A 17,978-nucleotide genomic window follows, 5' to 3' on the forward strand; every position below is an offset into this window, starting at 1 on the left:
TTATTTTTTATTCTGATCGCGCAGCATCGCTTCACGTAAAATTGCGTTCAGGCGAGTTTGATAGCCTTTACCTGGTCGCTTCAACCATTCCATCACATCAGCATCAATACGCACCGAAGCCTGAGTTTTCAATGGCCGATAAAACTTACCGCGTTCGGCGTTAGACCATTGCTCATCGCTGGAAGGTGGGATGTCGCTGTAATCAATATCCTCGTCGGATTTGTTCGCCAGCGCCTTCAGTTCGGCCTCATGCTGCACATCGAGTGTAGAGGGTGTCCCTCGTTTATGTTTAACCATGCTCATAGCGATTCCTCTCTTTACGATCTGCTTTTCGTGCACTGATGATTCGAATAATTTCATTTCCGCTTTCGAAACGGATGGTATGCGCAACCAGAATAACCACGATGCCGTAAACCAGGCCGATTGTCTGCCAGCGATACTCACCGTTTTCTATGCGATCTTGCTGTGACAAATGTTGTGGATCATCAAACACTAACACCGCATCTTCAAAGCGGATGCCATGTTTCATCCGATTACTTTTGGCCTTGTTTGCATCCCATTCAAACTCCATTGGCATAGTTGCCATCCCTAATTGTATATACAAAAATGTATCTACAATTATTCTGCAATTATAGCGTTGATGTTGGAAATAGCATCACGTTTTAGGAAAAGACGGGGAAGTTGATATGAAGGGGGCTGGATGGCATCATTGGGACACCATCCAGCACTTATTCAAACCTGATAGCAATCCACCAAAAATGCCATCATTTCACTGGCATCTTTGCTGTGATAAAAGCGCACCATTTTGCTGTTGAACTCCAGCGCACGAGCTGCGGGTACACTAATGGGATTGTAACCGTGGCGCATTAACCAGCCGTTCATCATATGGCGACTGGTACGCTTGTTGCCATCAAAGAAAAACTGAAAATAAGCACCAAATAAAAACATTGCCAGCGCCCCTTCGAACGGTGGCATCTCTTTTATTTGTGCCACACCTGCGGCAAATATTCGATTCAGTTCCGGTGCGCCTGCTTCAGTGGCTGGTGGGAAATGGGTACCCAACTCGCCGAGGTGAACGCGCGCATTGTAATGCATCTCTTCACCTTCGCCGCGAAAAATGCCCCACTCCAGCGCCTCGTTGCGGGCAATAATGCCGTGCAATAACGTGAACGTTTTTTTATCGAGATCAAAACGGCCTGACTGCACCAGCTCGATCAACTTTTTCGCGCTGTCCGCCAGGTTTAGCACCTGCTCAGTATCACTGACCTTGTGCCCGCCAACGGTGACGCCATCGAGCAGCGTTTTAACTTCAACAAAGGTATAAGGGTTATTTTCCAGTTGCGCGGCATCCCAGACAAAACCCGCCATATGCGTTTTGAAGGTAAACAATGCCGCGCGCGTACCGACAATTTGCATCGCCGGGATGGCATTTGCATTCCAGCTCAGGTCCAGTAGTTTGGTTGTCATTAGAGGATCCTTGATTGCATGGTTCACTATTTTTTACTCAAAATAATCCAGCTTCAGCACCTTCAAAAAACGTAAAGAAACACCGGCCAGAAAAACGAGTCGTTATTGCGACTACTATAGCACTACAAAAATAGACGAACACGTTAGAAATGAGTCAGTTGCTGTGACTCCGGTCATTGCCCGGAAAGGTACAGAAAGCTAAGATAAGAGGTTATGGGCCTTAAATATTTGGACAGGCCCACACAGCAATGGATTAATAACAATGATGAATAAATCCAACTTCGAATTCCTGAAGGGCGTCAACGACTTCACTTATGCCATCGCCTGTGCGGCGGAAAATAACTACCCGGATGATCCCAACACGACGCTGATTAAAATGCGTATGTTTGGCGAAGCCACAGCGAAACATCTTGGTCTGTTACTCAACATCCCCCCTTGTGAGAATCAACACGATCTCCTGCGCGAACTCGGCAAAATCGCCTTCGTTGATGACAACATCCTCTCTGTATTTCACAAATTACGCCGCATTGGTAACCAGGCGGTACACGAATATCATAACGATCTCGACGATGCCCAGATGTGCCTGCGGCTCGGGTTCCGCCTGGCTGTCTGGTACTACCGTCTGGTCACTAAAGATTATGACTTCCCGGTGCCGGTGTTTGTGTTGCCGGAACGTGGTGAAAACCTCTATCACCAGGAAGTGCTGACGCTAAAACAACAGCTTGAACAGCAGGTGCGAGAAAAAGCGCAGACTCAGGCAGAAGTCGAAGCGCAACAGCAGAAGCTGGTTGCCCTGAACGGCTATATCGCCATTCTGGAAGGCAAACAGCAGGAAACCGAAGCGCAAACCCAGGCTCGCCTTGCGGCACTGGAAGCACAGCTCGCCGAGAAGAACGCGGAACTGGCAAAACAGACCGAACAGGAACGTAAGGCTTACCACAAAGAAATTACCGATCAGGCCATCAAGCGCACACTCAACCTTAGCGAAGAAGAGAGTCGCTTCCTGATTGACGCGCAACTGCGTAAAGCAGGCTGGCAGGCCGACAGCAAAACCCTGCGCTTCTCCAAAGGCGCACGCCCTGAACCCGGCGTCAATAAAGCCATTGCTGAATGGCCGACCGGGAAAGATGAAACGGGTAATCAGGGCTTTGCGGATTATGTACTGTTTGTCGGCCTCAAGCCCATCGCGGTGGTAGAGGCGAAACGTAAAAATATCGACGTTCCCGGCAAGCTCAATGAGTCTTATCGCTACAGCAAATGCTTCGATAATGGCTTCCTGCGGGAAACCTTGCTTGAGCACTACTCACCGGATGAAGTGCATGAAGCAGTGCCAGAGTATGAAACCAGCTGGCAGGACACCAGCGGCAAACAACGGTTTAAAATCCCCTTCTGCTACTCGACCAACGGGCGCGAATACCGCGCAGCAATGAAGACCAAAAGCGGCATCTGGTATCGCGACGTGCGCGATACCCGCAATATGTCGAAAGCCTTACCCGAGTGGCACCGCCCGGAAGAGCTGCTGGAAATGCTCGGCAGTGAACCGCAAAAACAGAATCAGTGGTTTGCCGATAATCCTGGCATGAGCGAGTTGGGCCTGCGTTATTATCAGGAAGATGCCGTCCGCGCGGTGGAAAAGGCTATCGTCAAGGGTCAACAAGAGATCCTGCTGGCGATGGCGACCGGTACCGGTAAAACCCGCACCGCAATTGCCATGATGTTCCGCCTGATCCAGTCCCAACGTTTTAAACGCATTCTCTTCCTTGTGGATCGCCGTTCTCTTGGCGAGCAGGCGCTGGGCGCCTTTGAAGATACGCGTATTAACGGCGACACCTTCAACAGCATTTTCGACATTAAAGGTCTGACGGATAAATTCCCGGAAGACAGCACCAAAATTCACGTTGCCACCGTACAGTCGCTGGTGAAACGCACCCTGCAATCAGATGAACCGATGCCGGTGGCCCGTTACGACTGTATCGTCGTTGACGAAGCGCATCGCGGCTATATTCTCGATAAAGAGCAGACCGAAGGCGAACTGCAGTTCCGCAGCCAGCTGGATTACGTCTCTGCCTACCGTCGCATTCTCGATCACTTCGATGCGGTAAAAATCGCTCTCACCGCCACCCCGGCGCTGCATACGGTGCAGATTTTCGGCGAGCCGGTTTACCGTTATACCTACCGTACCGCGGTTATCGACGGTTTTCTGATCGACCAGGATCCACCTATTCAGATCACCACCCGCAACGCGCAGGAGGGGGTTTATCTCTCCAAAGGCGAGCAGGTAGAGCGCATCAGCCCGCAGGGGGAAGTGATCAATGACACCCTGGAAGACGATCAGGATTTTGAAGTCGCCGACTTTAACCGTGGCCTGGTGATCCCGGCGTTTAACCGCGCCGTCTGTAACGAACTCACCAATTATCTTGACCCGACCGGATCGCAAAAAACGCTGGTCTTCTGCGTCACCAATGCCCATGCCGATATGGTGGTGGAAGAGTTGCGTACCGCGTTCAAGAAAAAGTATCCGCAACTGGAGCACGACGCGATCATCAAGATCACCGGTGATGCCGATAAAGATGCGCGCAAAGTGCAGACCATGATCACCCGCTTCAATAAAGAGCGGCTGCCCAATATCGTGGTGACCGTCGACCTGCTGACAACCGGCGTCGATATTCCGTCGATCTGTAATATCGTGTTCCTGCGTAAAGTACGCAGCCGTATTCTGTACGAGCAGATGAAAGGTCGCGCCACGCGCTTATGCCCGGAGGTGAATAAAACCAGCTTTAAGATTTTTGACTGTGTCGATATCTACAGCACGCTGGAGAGCGTCGACACCATGCGTCCGGTGGTGGTGCGCCCGAAGGTGGAACTGCAAACGCTGGTCAATGAAATTACCGATTCAGAAACTTATAAAATCACCGAAGCGGATGGCCGTAGCTTTGCCGAGCACAGCCATGAACAACTGGTGGCAAAGCTCCAGCGCATCATCGGCCTGGCCACGTTTAACCGTGACCGCAGCGAAACGATAGATAAACAGGTGCGTCGTCTGGATGAGCTATGCCAGGACGCGGCGGGGGTGAACTTTAACGGCTTCGCCTCGCGCCTGCGTGAAAAAGGGCCGCACTGGAGCGCCGAAGTCTTTAACAAACTGCCTGGCTTTATCGCCCGTCTGGAAAAGCTGAAAACGGACATCAACAACCTGAATGATGCGCCGATCTTCCTCGATATCAACGATGAAGTGGTAAGCGTAAAATCGTTGTACGGCGATTACGACACACCGCAGGATTTCCTCGAAGCCTTTGACTCGCTGGTGCAACGTTCCCCGAACGCGCAACCGGCATTGCAGGCAGTGATCAATCGCCCGCGCGATCTCACCCGTAAAGGGCTGGTCGAACTCCAGGAGTGGTTTGACCGCCAGCACTTTGAGGAATCTTCCCTGCGCAAAGCATGGAAAGAGACGCGCAATGAAGATATCGCCGCCCGGCTGATTGGTCATATTCGCCGCGCTGCGGTGGGCGATGCGCTGAAACCGTTTGAGGAACGTGTCGATCACGCGCTGACGCGCATTAAGGGTGAAAACGACTGGAGCAGCGAGCAATTAAGCTGGCTCGATCGTTTAGCGCAGGCGCTGAAAGAGAAAGTGGTGCTCGACGACGATGTCTTCAAAACCGGTAACTTCCACCGTCGCGGCGGGAAGGCGATGCTGCAAAGAACCTTTGACGATAATCTCGACAGCCTGCTCGATAAATTCAGCGATTATATCTGGGACGAGCTGGCCTGACACGGTATCATTCCCGGCAATTTCTTCTTCTGCGGCCCGATAAATTTGGGCCGCTGCTTAATTTACGGAACTCACAATGAACAATAACGATCTGGTCGCGAAGCTGTGGAAGCTGTGCGACAACCTGCGCGATGGTGGCGTTTCCTATCAAAACTACGTCAATGAACTCGCCTCGCTGCTGTTTTTGAAAATGTGTAAAGAGACCGGACAGGAAGCGGAGTACCTGCCGGAAGGCTACCGCTGGGATGACCTGAAATCCCGCATCGGCCAGGAGCAGTTGCAGTTCTACCGAAAAATGCTCGTGCATTTAGGCGAAGATGACAAAAAGCTGGTACAGGCAGTTTTTCATAATGTTAGTACCACCATCACCGAGCCGAAACAAATAACCGCACTGGTCAGCAATATGGATTCGCTGGACTGGTACAACGGCGCGCACGGTAAGTCACGCGATGACTTCGGCGATATGTACGAGGGTCTGTTGCAGAAGAACGCGAATGAAACCAAGTCTGGTGCAGGCCAGTACTTCACCCCGCGTCCGCTGATTAAAACCATTATTCATCTGCTGAAACCGCAGCCGCGTGAAGTGGTGCAGGACCCGGCGGCAGGTACGGCGGGCTTTTTGATTGAAGCCGACCGCTATGTTAAGTCGCAAACCAATGATCTGGACGACCTTGATGGCGACACGCAGGATTTCCAGATCCACCGCGCGTTTATCGGCCTCGAACTGGTGCCCGGCACCCGTCGTCTGGCACTGATGAACTGCCTGCTGCACGATATTGAAGGCAACCTCGACCACGGCGGCGCAATCCGTCTGGGCAACACCCTGGGCAGCGACGGTGAAAACCTGCCGAAAGCGCATATTGTCGCCACTAACCCGCCGTTTGGCAGCGCCGCAGGCACCAACATTACCCGCACCTTTGTTCACCCGACCAGCAACAAACAGTTGTGCTTTATGCAGCATATTATCGAAACGCTGCATCCCGGCGGTCGTGCGGCGGTCGTGGTGCCGGATAACGTGCTGTTTGAAGGCGGCAAAGGCACCGACATCCGTCGTGACCTGATGGATAAGTGTCATCTGCACACCATTCTGCGTCTGCCGACCGGTATTTTTTACGCGCAGGGCGTGAAAACCAACGTGCTGTTCTTTACCAAAGGGACGGTGGCGAATCCGAATCAGGATAAGAACTGTACCGACGACGTGTGGGTGTACGACCTGCGTACCAATATGCCGAGCTTCGGCAAGCGCACGCCGTTTACCGACGAGCATTTGCAGCCGTTTGAGCACGTGTATGGCGAAGACCCGCACGGTTTAAGCCCGCGCACTGAAGGTGAATGGAGTTTTAACGCCGAAGAGACGGAAGTTGCCGACAGCGAAGAGAACAAAAACACCGATCAGCATCTGGCCACCAGTCGCTGGCGCAAATTCAGCCGCGAGTGGATCCGCACCGCGAAATCCGATTCGCTGGATATATCCTGGCTGAAAGATAAAGACAGCATCGACGCCGACAACCTGCCGGAGCCGGATGTATTAGCGGCAGAAGCAATGGGCGAACTGGTGCAGGCGCTGGGTGAACTGGATGCGCTGATGCGTGAACTGGGGGCGAGCGATGAGGCGGATGCGCAGCGTCAGTTGCTGGAAGAAGCGTTTGGTGGGGTGAAGGAATGAGTGCGGGGAAATTGCCGGAGGGGTGGGTTGAAACTAATCTGCAAAACGTCGCATCATGGGGCTCAGGTGGAACACCCTCCCGAAATCATGATGAGTATTACAATGGCAATATACCCTGGATTAAAACAGGTGATTTAGGGCCTAAAATTATTACTAATGCCAGTGAGTATATAACCGATGCTGGTGTACAAAACTCAAGTGCAAAATTCTTTCCTAAGGGTTCTGTCGCTATTGCAATGTATGGAGCAACTATTGGTAAAACATCCATATTAGGCATTGACGCAACCACAAACCAGGCATGTGCAGTGGGAACCCCTCTTGAAGGCATCACATCCACCCTTTTTCTATATTATTTTTTACTTAATGAAAAAAATGCATTTATAAAAAAAGGAAAAGGTGGTGCACAACCTAATATTTCTCAAACAGTGATAAAAGAGCACATAATTTACTTGCCACCACTTGCCGAGCAAAAAATCATCACTGAAAAACTCGATACGCTGCTGGCGCAGGTAGACAGCACCAAAGCACGTCTTGAGCAAATCCCACAAATCCTGAAACGTTTTCGTCAGGCAGTGCTGGAACGAGCTGTTAATGGGAAACTTACAGAATGTTGGAGAGATTGCGTAGGTGAACTAACCTCAGCAGAAGAAATCATTACTGAAATTAAAAAGTATAGAAAAGCATCACTTTCCACTGAAGGCTCATCCGCATCAACTGAATCCAAGCGGCAAATAGCAAAAATTGAAAAACATTGCTTTAAAGTACCTAAAATAAATCTACCAAAAGGATGGGTTTGGACAACATTTCTTCAGTCAATGGAAAAAGTTGTTGATTGCCATAACAAAACAGCCCCATATGTTGATCAGGGCATTCACTTGATAAGAACTCCAGATATTCGCAATGGTGTTATATCATTAGATAATACAAAATATATTGACAATGACACATATCTTTACTGGTCTAAAAGATGTCCTCCGAGAAGTGGAGATATTATATTTACACGAGAAGCCCCAATGGGGGAAGCAGGTATCGTTCCTGAAAATACCATAATATGCATGGGGCAAAGAATGATGCTACTTAGGCCCATACCAGAATATATTCACAACAAATATGTGTTGTTAAACATATTATCCAGTAGTTTCCAAACTAGAATGATATCTCAGGCTATTGGGACTGGAGTAAAACATTTGCGTGTGGCTGATGTTGAGTCATTAACATATCCTCTTCCACCTATAGAAGAACAACACGAAATTGTTCGCCGCGTCGAGCAACTCTTCGCCTACGCCGACACCATAGAAAAACAGGTCAACAACGCCTTAGCCCGCGTCAACAACCTGACGCAATCCATCCTGGCAAAAGCGTTCCGTGGTGAACTTACCGCCCAGTGGCGGGCCGAAAACCCGGATTTGATCAGCGGAGAAAACAGCGCCGCCGCGTTGCTGGAAAAAATCAAAGCTGAACGCGCAGCTAGCGGGGGTAAAAAAGCCTCACGTAAAAAATCCTGAACATTATTTTCTGGCGCACCTTTCCGGTGCGCTTTTTATTATTTCACGCCAATCATAACCCACATAAATATATTTAAATCACTCCAGAAATTGCCCATTTTATTCTATTTTTAGCTGGACTTTCCCTGTATTTACTGATGATATATCCAGGTATTTAGCGCGGTGCGGATGTGCGCCAACACACCCGCACCGCTCATCACAATCACTATTTCAGGAGAATAGCAGTTATGACTGACACGCATTCTATTGCACAACCGTTCGAAGCAGAAGTCTCCCCGGCAAATAACCGTCAATTAACCGTGAGTTATGCGAGTCGCTACCCGGATTACAGCCGTATTCCCGCCATCACCCTGAAAGGTCAGTGGCTGGAAGTCGCCGGTTTTGCCACCGGCACGGCGGTAGATGTCAAAGTGATGGAAGGCTGTATTGTCCTCACTGCCCAACCACCCGCCGCCGAAGAGAGCGAACTGATGCAGTCACTGCGCCAGGTATGCAAATTGTCGGCGCGTAAACAAAAGCAGGTGCAGGATTTTATTGGGGTAATTGCGGGTAAACAGAAAGTCGCGTAACAGCGTTTACTCCCGGTTAACCACCGGGAGCCTTCCACTGACTCAATAGAAACTTTCCCCCTCAGTAAATATTTACCAGTCTGATTTTGCAGTAAAAATCTATTGTTTCAGTACGTTGCGAAAGCGATAATAGAGGCTTAGCAATGAGGAAGGCATATCTTATGGAATCTATTCAACCCTGGATTGAAAAATTTATTAAGCAAGCACAGCAACAACGTTCGCAATCCACTAAAGATTATCCAACGTCTTACCGTAACCTGCGAGTAAAATTGAGTTTCGGTTATGGTAATTTTACGTCTATTCCCTGGTTTGCATTTCTTGGAGAAGGTCAGGAAGCTTCTAACGGTATATATCCCGTTATTCTCTATTATAAAGATTTTGATGAGTTGGTTTTGGCTTATGGTATAAGCGACACGAATGAACCACATGCCCAATGGCAGTTCTCTTCAGACATACCTAAAACAATCGCAGAGTATTTTCAGGCAACTTCGGGTGTATATCCTAAAAAATACGGACAGTCCTATTACGCCTGTTCCCAAAAAGTCTCACAGGGTCTTGATTATACCCGGTTTGCCTCCATGCTGGACAACATAATCAACGACTATAAATTAATATTTAATTCTGGCAAGAGTGTTATTCCACCTATGTCAAAAACTGAATCATACTGTCTGGAAGATGCGTTAAATGATTTGTTTATCCCTGAAACCACAATAGAGACGATACTCAAACGATTAACCATCAAAAAAAATATTATCCTCCAGGGGCCGCCCGGCGTTGGAAAAACCTTTGTTGCACGCCGTCTGGCTTACTTGCTGACAGGAGAAAAGGCTCCGCAACGCGTCAATATGGTTCAGTTCCATCAATCTTATAGCTATGAGGATTTTATACAGGGCTATCGTCCGAATGGCGTCGGCTTCCGACGTAAAGACGGCATATTTTACAATTTTTGTCAGCAAGCTAAAGAGCAGCCAGAGAAAAAGTATGTTTTTATTATAGATGAAATCAATCGTGCCAATCTCAGTAAAGTATTTGGCGAAGTGATGATGTTAATGGAACATGATAAACGAGGTGAAAACTGGTCTGTTCCCCTAACCTACTCCGAAAACGATGAAGAACGATTCTATGTCCCGGAGAATGTTTATATCATCGGTTTAATGAATACTGCCGATCGCTCTCTGGCCGTTGTTGACTATGCCCTACGCAGACGATTTTCTTTCATAGATATTGAGCCAGGTTTTGATACACCACAGTTCCGGAATTTTTTACTGAATAAAAAAGCAGAACCTTCATTTGTTGAGTCTTTATGCCAAAAAATGAATGAGTTGAACCAGGAAATCAGCAAAGAGGCCACTATCCTTGGGAAAGGATTCCGCATTGGGCATAGTTACTTCTGCTGTGGGTTGGAAGATGGCACATCTCCGGATACGCAATGGCTTAAGGAAATTGTGATGACGGATATCGCCCCTTTACTCGAAGAATATTTCTTTGATGATCCCTATAAACAACAGATATGGGCCGACAAATTATTAGGTGACTCATAGTGGAACAGCCCGTGATACCTGTCCGTAATATCTATTACATGCTTACCTATGCATGGGGTTATTTACAGGAAATTAAGCAGGCCGACCTTGAAGCCATTCCTGGTAACAATCTTCTTGATATCCTGGGGTATGTATTAAATAAAGGGGTTTTACAGCTTTCACGCCGAGGGCTTGAGCTTGATTACAATCCTAATACCGAGATCATTCCTGGCATCAAAGGGCGAATAGAGTTTGCTAAAACAATACGCGGCTTCCATCTTAATCATGGGAAAACCGTCAGTACGTTTGATATGCTTAATGAAGACACGCTGGCTAACCGAATTATAAAAAGCACATTAGCCATGTTAATTAAGCATGAAAAGTTAAATTCAGCCATCAGAGATGAAGCTCGTTCACTTTATCGGAAATTACCGGGCATTAGCACTCTTCATTTAACTCCACAGCATTTCAGCTATCTGAATGGCGGAAAAAATACGCGTTATTATAAATTCGTTATCAGTGTCTGCAAGTTCATCGTCAATAATTCTATTCCAGGTCAAAACAAAGGACACTACCGTTTCTATGATTTTGAAAGAAACGAAAAAGAGATGTCATTACTTTATCAAAAGTTTCTTTATGAATTTTGCCGCCGTGAATTAACGTCTGCAAACACAACCCGCTCTTATTTAAAATGGGATGCATCGAGCATATCGGATCAGTCACTTAATTTGTTACCTCGAATGGAAACTGACATCACCATTCGCTCATCAGAAAAAATACTTATCGTTGACGCCAAATACTATAAGAGCATTTTTTCACGACGAATGGGCTCAGAAAAATTTCATTCTCAAAATCTTTATCAACTGATGAATTACTTATGGTCGTTAAAGCCTGAAAATGGCGAAAACATAGGGGGCTTATTAATATACCCCCACGTAGATACCGCAGTGAAACATCGTTATAAAATTAATGGCTTCGATATTGGCTTGTGTACCGTCAATTTAGGTCAGGAATGGCCGTGTATACATCAAGAATTACTCGACATTTTCGATGAATATCTCAAATAAGCGGTAAGTTTTATAGAAAATACCGCTCCCGACACCACATCGGGAGCGGCTCATCATCAGAAGGCGATCACCTCCACCAGCACATCCGTTGCCCAACTCTCTTCGCTGTTGGCGACATTCCCTTCCTTGCAGGCCTGAGCCATTTTGACTAACTGGAAAGAAACGTCATCGCGGAAATCAAAGTAATGCCATTGCGATGAAAAGTTGATGCGCCAGTAGCCCATCCCCTGATCGAAGCGGATCTTCAATACCTGACCATCCTCAAAAGTCACCGTCAGTTTACGATGGTGAGGGATATCGCGCGGCGAGTCGAACACCGTCAGTTCTACCGGCCTGCCCAGCGCAGCAGCAAACCACTGATCAGCGAAATCCTGAAAATCCGCTATGCTCATCCAGTCATGGAAAGGCCGGTTACCGGGGCGATCTTTATCTTTAAATAGCGTATCCAGCGTCGCTTCAGCGCCATCGGTCAGCTTTGTTTTTAGCGGTCTCAGAATTGATCCCAACAACGCCAGCGCAACCGGGTTTTGCAGATAGCGATCGGTATAGTGAACGCCGGTAATTCGCGTGTTATTCATCAGTGACTGCGCTTCTTCATGTTCGTTAAACAGCACGTCCCAGAAGCGTTGCCCAAACTGCGACAGTGGTCCATTCAACTGTTTGTGGATCTGAATGTCTTTGACCCGCTCGACAGCGTTGGTGGCTTTAGCCGGCAGAATAAACTCGTTCAGTTCTACCGTTTTATAACCGAGACTACGCACCACCAGTTCGTCATTCAGGTGCCACTCAGGCCCCGGAATCGTTGCCTGCTGGCTGCGAGAGGCCAGCGTCATCACGCGATCGGCAAAGGTGACCTGGGCAACGATCGGTAATTGCAGATCCTGTTCAACATGGCACAGCCGCACACCCAGCGCAGTAAATTGCGATAGTTCATGCAACAGGTCCGGGTCATCCACTCCCGCAGGAATAACAAGATCGACCTCGACGTTGTCTTTTAGCCGATAGTTCTGAACCGCCGCGCGGAACTGACGGGCGTATAAATCCCACTCATTGGGCGCGCCGGTCATCCACAGGGTGAGCTTTTCAGCGCCTTCGTTAATCGCCCGGCGAATCGTATCGCCAATGGCGCCAGGACAGTAGCGGGCATCCGGCAGCGAGAATGTCTCTTCATCCGGTAAACCGATGTAATACGTGAAGTCATCGCCAAGCCAGGCCAGCGCCGCTTTGCGATCCAGCAAATCGTGATCGTGGCGAGTCTGGGAATCAAGCAGGCATTCACTACATGCAGTCTCACAATGGCGGCAGCCTAACTGTTTCACCATTCCCTGCAATATAGCTTCAATGTGTACCGGTGCGCTGGAGGCAAAACCTGCACCACCGCTGATCACATCATAAAGCTGTACGGCTAATACCGATTGCCCATCCTCCAGTCTGACCGGACGTACAGAATAGCCGAGTTCTGCGGCGGAGATACCCAGAACGCCCGCCAGCGCCTGACGCAGAGCAACCGTCAGAGTCATGGCAACAATCCGCCCCTCCTCTGTGTTATCTGGCAGATACTCGCCGTTTTGCGGTTTGCGCAGAACCATTTCAAAGACATCGGTACGCGCCAGTGCGCCCAGGGTGACGTTCTTCATGAGTGCCGTCGAACCGGGGCAAATCAGACGATGATTCTGGCTGTCGCGATCCGCTTTACCCGGACGCGGTGGATAGTGAGCTTCCATACTTTTCGGCGCATCATTTTCATTCAGCATCGACTCAGCACGGCCACAGCTCAGACACAATGCATAACCGTGTCCACCTTCCCCCAAACTTTGCTGGAAAACATGCCCATCAGCCCCAGAAGCCATATAACCCATTAGCGGGTTAGGCAACGGTACGGGCTCTGCTTTAACAAAGACCCACGCGGGGACAACCGGGACGAATTTCATGGTTTCAATATTGTTCGTTACCGGAGCGTGTGCATCGGTGACAAACCCGGCAGGCTGCAGCACCTGACGGCGATTATCCATGATTATTTTTTCGCCGCAGGCGCTATTGGAGCAAAAGAGCATCCCGGAACTGCTCATCCCCTCTTCATAGCCAATGGTCCCGCATTTGTGACAGCGCCAGGCGCAATCCAGACGCTGGGCTTCATTGGTATCAGCATTAATGTTGTGCCAGTGCAGTGAGACACCGGCAGAGCGGAAGACACGGCCATCAAGGATGATCTCTGCTCCCGGTGCATATTCACGAATGGCAACACCGAGGTTACGGGAAGGTAATCCTTTATAACGGGAAACGTTATCTTCACGGTCCTTTTTATCACGACTTTTCTGCGATTTTTCGCGGATATAATCTTCCATCGTGAAGTTATCAAACGTCACTACATCTGTCGGGAAACCGTATCCCGGCAGGAAGGTTCTGGCAGCCAGATCGCGCAGCAGATACTCGCCACAGTGCCGTTTCTTCTCCAGCTCTATGCGCTTACGATAAGGCGTTTGCGGCTGCGACTCACGCTCCTGTGTCACGAGATCGCGATAAACGGAGAGCCACCGCTGTTGCAGGAAGGTGATCGCGTTGATTGTTTTATCCCGCAGATATTCGGCTCTTGCACCATGCAACGCCGTACCTTTCACCAGCCGTTCCAGCGCCGTGTCGATATCAAGAACCGGACGTTCCAGCCAGATTTTAAAGCGTTCGCATTTTGACTGCCCGTCATCTTCACCGAAAAACCAGAGGCTATCGAGGCTGGTTTTTTCTTTATCGGTTTCGCCAATAACGTTACATAAAAAGTCGGACAGTAATAATGCATTGACGTGACGTTGCACCAGTCGGGCGGAGTTCATCGCGACCATGGGTGCCGGGATCATGGTTTCAAATGGCCAGAGCGGGTTGGCAAAAACCTGCTGGTCGTGTGGGTTACCTTTACATAGGGTGTAAGAGATCGCACGTGATTCTTTACTACGCCCGGCTCGCCCGGCGCGCTGTAAATAGTTGGCCGGATGTGGCGGTACGTTGTTCATTACCACCGCAGTAATGCCCCCGATATCAACCCCCATTTCCATGGTGGTGGAACAGTTGAGAACATTTAGTTGCCCATTCTTGAACATCTTTTCATAGCTTTGCAGACGTTCTGACGACTGCTGGGCAGAGTGCTCGGCAGTACGATAGTAGAAGCCGCCTTCCACGACACGATCGTTGATGTCTGTCCAGACGTTTTCCGACCGCAATTGTGCGATCAGCGGATCATTGCTGACCCAGTCGCGTGCTTTTGCCAGACCCTCTGCGTAGTCTTCCTGTGAACGATCCAGCTTCCAGATTTCCGGCATGGTGACTTTCTGCGCGACAAAAGTGTCATATTGCGCCTGGGTAAGATGCTCGAACGAAATATGGGTAGGCAGATAAGGGGTTAAGCCTTTAAAAGCCGTATCCAGGATTTTATTGGTTACCGGGCAAATCCAGGCATCCGTGATTAAAGAAAAAGTCATATGCTCTTTCGGTAAATAAAAACGGTTGCCATCGGGTTTCAGTACTGCAAGCGGTCCGGTAAGTTGGGCCCATGCTTCTTTCAGCCATGTATTGATAATATCAATAGTTGCCGCATTGACGATTTTGAATCCAGCCCCCAGCATCAGCAACTTCGCTAAACGATGGGATACGTTGCCATTACGAATTTGAGGCCAGCGTCTGTTCTGATTATCTTCAGGATCTTTTGATTCCGGGTTACGGACGAATTTTGATGAAAAACGGCTACCAATCCAGTTTTTCAGCTCATCATCCAGCTGTGTGAAGTTGCTCTCGCGAACGTAATGATCCAACGTAACCTTGAGAAAATCGCGCCAGTCATCCAGCGTTAATCCTTTTTCCTGCCAGTGCAAGGGGCTCTTATGTATTTTCTCCAGCCCCTGGTAACCAACCTGAACCAGCCCTTGTGTTTCCAGGCTGTTAGTCCGTTTAGGGCGACGCATGAATTCCCGGAACAACAACATTTCAGAAAGCTTAAGGGGGCCACCGTTTTCATTAAACACTTCAGGCTTAAGATAATGGTTATATTGCAGAACCGGCCCGCGGATATCGGCTCTCTCTTTAAGCTCGTTAACCATCTCCGTCCAGGTTCGGGATACCAGGATAGTCGCGGCTTTCCCACCGGTTGCAGCCTGATAAGCCTGTTCAAGCTGTTCAGCCTGTGCTTGTGACAATTTCGCCTGGTCTGGCATTCCCCAGCTTCGATATTCTTCTGCCTGCTCACGGGCTTGCTTCGCCCTGGCCGCTAATTTTTCCAGATCGGCATTGGCATTCGGCGCTGTAGACGTTTGCGTCCTTTGATGCCAGCTGAGAATTTCGACTACGCTTCCGCGTAAGCGACTGCGTTCTGCTTCTTGCTGCATACGCACCGCCATTCGGGCTGTCCCTTGTCGACTGTCTGTAAAGGTGATGAGTCGACGACCTCGTCCTGGCAACGAATCTGGTCCGACGCCCTCTTTGCCTTCATCACTGGTAAAGTCCTGACAATACTCTAGAACGGTGGGCACGATATTAGTAACGTAAAATGGCCCACCTAATAGTGCACGCCGGAAGGGCTGTTTCCCGCTCACGCCGCTGTAGCCACAGCCACTGGCGCCACAAACCTTTTTATCATTAATAATCAGCGGAATGCTGTCATTGTTAATAACGCCAATACGGCGCGTCTGACGGTCGAGGCGTTGTAGGGTATAGCCTGTCTCGCTGGTCTCTCCTGCGGCAATAATCAACGGAGGCTGGAAACCGTTCTCTTTTTCGACTTTTTCCTCTGTAGTGTCATGTTCAACAGGTACTTCATCCTGCAAGGAGAACTCATCGCCACCTTTATTTTCCCATTGGACAAGTTTGCCCTTTTTGTCCTGCGCCAGAAGATGAGGCTCATTACAATCATTACAGAACGCCACTTCGTAGACAGGGCTTCCACAGTCGCAATTTTGTCGCTGGTTCACATACACATAGCCAAAGGGCCAGCCTTTTTCGAGCGGTGTACCGTGCTTTAATCTGCAATCTTTATCAACACAAGCCCATATTCCTTGGGTATTACGCTGGAAGATATGCGCCCTGACTTTAAGAAATGCGGGATCCTTTGCATTAGGTTGAGTCCCTGAACAGACATCGATCCAACGCAGTACTTCCTGCTGGCTGTAATGCTGTTTTGTCAGCACGTTTAACCGTTCTGTTATCTCATCCAGCTTCATCGGATTGGGCTGTTTGACCAACATCTCACGTATGTAACGCGCTTCGGGGGAATGCGTAAGCGCATAAAAGCGCTCAGGACTTATCCCTTTAATTTTATTATCATTTTTATCTTTTAGATCCAGATCAGGTATTTGCTCTATTTCGTCTAACGGAACAGAAACGTTTTTGGATGGTTCCAGTTCAGGAATCACCCGACTTCCGTCCAGAATATCGATGCGCTCCTGCGGGATACCGGATAATTCAGAGAGAAATTTTTTCAGCTGTTTTTCGGCGTCGCTGCCGGCAATGGTCGCAGAGGTCGCTACAAAGCGCACATCATCTGGCGTCACGCCAAACGCTGTCATCACACGACGCAGCTGGAGTGCCAGTTCAGCGGCCTGCGACCCGACATAGGTATGCGCTTCATCCAGTACAATCCAGCGTAGTGATTTTTGTGCTTTGGATTGCTGGATAATCGGGGAGTCGACCTGGCGAACCATCATATATTCCAGCATCGTGCCGTTGGTCACCAGAATCGGGGCTGGCTCCAGACGCATCTTTTCACGGGATAAGACTTCATTTGGTCTATTATCCTGCACTGTTTTCATTTTTGCGTGGAGCTCTTCTGTATTTCCGTTATACAAGCAGTAGCGGATCCCAGTACCAAAACCACGCGTCCAGGCATCCAGACGCTCGCGCTGTGAATTAATCAGGGCGTTCAATGGATAGAGAAAAAGGGCTCGGACACCGACCAACGGATTGTTGCCATTTTCATGCAGTTCCCGGTAAAGATCTTCCAGCACCGGTACCATAAAACATTCCGTTTTACCTGAACCCGTACCACTGGTTACCACCACTGAATGTTTCTTTTCCAGCAAAGCTTTCCAACTGGCTAACTGGTGCGTAAAAGGCCTCCAGTCAGCACCAAACCGGTACCGGCCATTATTCTGATCATCCAGTGAATCAACCACTGCTTTGCTCAACAATGCGTTGCCTTCCGTCAGGCTGCGCATCGTGTGGTTTGACTCCTTCCAGCCAAACATTTGCTGGAATACCGGAGAGGCAAGGAATGAGCCCGGTTTCCCGCAATCAGCCCCCATTTGCTGCGCGAGATGTTCGCGCAACTGCGGGTTTGTAACACCCATGATACTGAGCGTTGCTTCAGTTGAACGAGACAACGATTGTTCAATAAGTGACGAAAAATAGCGTGTAGTCATCCTTATTCCTT

10 protein-coding genes are annotated in these 17,978 nt (G+C 49.1%); 6 read left to right on the top strand and 4 right to left on the bottom strand.

Going from position 1 to position 17,978, the window contains the following annotated elements:
• The 3 genes from EFER_RS15505 to EFER_RS15515 form a co-directional block, all read right to left on the bottom strand.
• Positions 1–303 (bottom strand): BrnA antitoxin family protein, encoded by a 303-nt coding sequence (locus EFER_RS15505; protein WP_000063150.1) that lies wholly within the window; start codon positions 301–303, stop codon positions 1–3.
• Positions 290–577 (bottom strand): BrnT family toxin, encoded by a 288-nt coding sequence (locus EFER_RS15510; RefSeq protein WP_024256534.1) that lies wholly within the window; start codon positions 575–577, stop codon positions 290–292. Before EFER_RS15510 ends, EFER_RS15505 begins: the two co-directional genes overlap by 14 nt.
• Positions 578–732: 155 nt before the next feature.
• Positions 733–1,467: a Fic family protein gene (locus EFER_RS15515; protein ID WP_000208601.1), complete on the bottom strand. Its 735-nt coding sequence runs from the start codon at positions 1,465–1,467 to the stop codon at positions 733–735.
• Between the two features lie 262 nt (positions 1,468–1,729).
• Here EFER_RS15515 and hsdR point away from each other — a divergent pair, with 262 nt between their 5' ends.
• The 6 genes from hsdR (at position 1,730) to mcrC (ending at position 11,569) form a co-directional block, all read left to right on the top strand.
• A complete protein-coding gene (gene hsdR / locus EFER_RS15520; protein ID WP_000981386.1) occupies positions 1,730–5,242 on the top strand; it encodes a type I restriction-modification system endonuclease in 3,513 nt (1,170 codons plus the stop codon).
• Positions 5,243–5,318: 76 nt separating this feature from the next.
• A complete protein-coding gene (gene hsdM, locus EFER_RS15525; RefSeq protein WP_001063202.1) occupies positions 5,319–6,908 on the top strand; it encodes a type I restriction-modification system methyltransferase in 1,590 nt (529 codons plus the stop codon).
• Positions 6,905–8,413 (top strand): restriction endonuclease subunit S, encoded by a 1,509-nt coding sequence (locus EFER_RS15530; RefSeq protein WP_001272443.1) that lies wholly within the window; start codon positions 6,905–6,907, stop codon positions 8,411–8,413. The genes hsdM and EFER_RS15530 overlap by 4 nt, the downstream gene beginning before the upstream one ends.
• A gap of 227 nt (positions 8,414–8,640) precedes the next feature.
• Positions 8,641–8,982: an endoribonuclease SymE gene (gene symE / locus EFER_RS15535; protein WP_000132635.1), complete on the top strand. Its 342-nt coding sequence runs from the start codon at positions 8,641–8,643 to the stop codon at positions 8,980–8,982.
• A gap of 161 nt (positions 8,983–9,143) precedes the next feature.
• A complete protein-coding gene (gene mcrB, locus EFER_RS15540) occupies positions 9,144–10,523 on the top strand; it encodes a 5-methylcytosine-specific restriction endonuclease subunit McrB (protein ID WP_015953743.1) in 1,380 nt (459 codons plus the stop codon).
• Entirely contained in the window at positions 10,523–11,569 is a 1,047-nt protein-coding gene (gene mcrC, locus EFER_RS15545; RefSeq protein WP_015953744.1) for a 5-methylcytosine-specific restriction endonuclease system specificity protein McrC, read from the top strand. Before mcrB ends, mcrC begins: the two co-directional genes overlap by 1 nt.
• A 56-nt stretch (positions 11,570–11,625) precedes the next feature.
• Here the strand turns inward: mcrC and EFER_RS15550 are convergent, their stop codons facing one another.
• Entirely contained in the window at positions 11,626–17,967 is a 6,342-nt protein-coding gene (locus EFER_RS15550) for a DEAD/DEAH box helicase (RefSeq protein ID WP_000213430.1), read from the bottom strand.
• Positions 17,968–17,978: the final 11 nt, after the last annotated feature.

Origin of the sequence: Escherichia fergusonii ATCC 35469 (assembly GCF_000026225.1) — a bacterium.
Classification (GTDB): Bacteria; Pseudomonadota; Gammaproteobacteria; order Enterobacterales; family Enterobacteriaceae; genus Escherichia; species Escherichia fergusonii.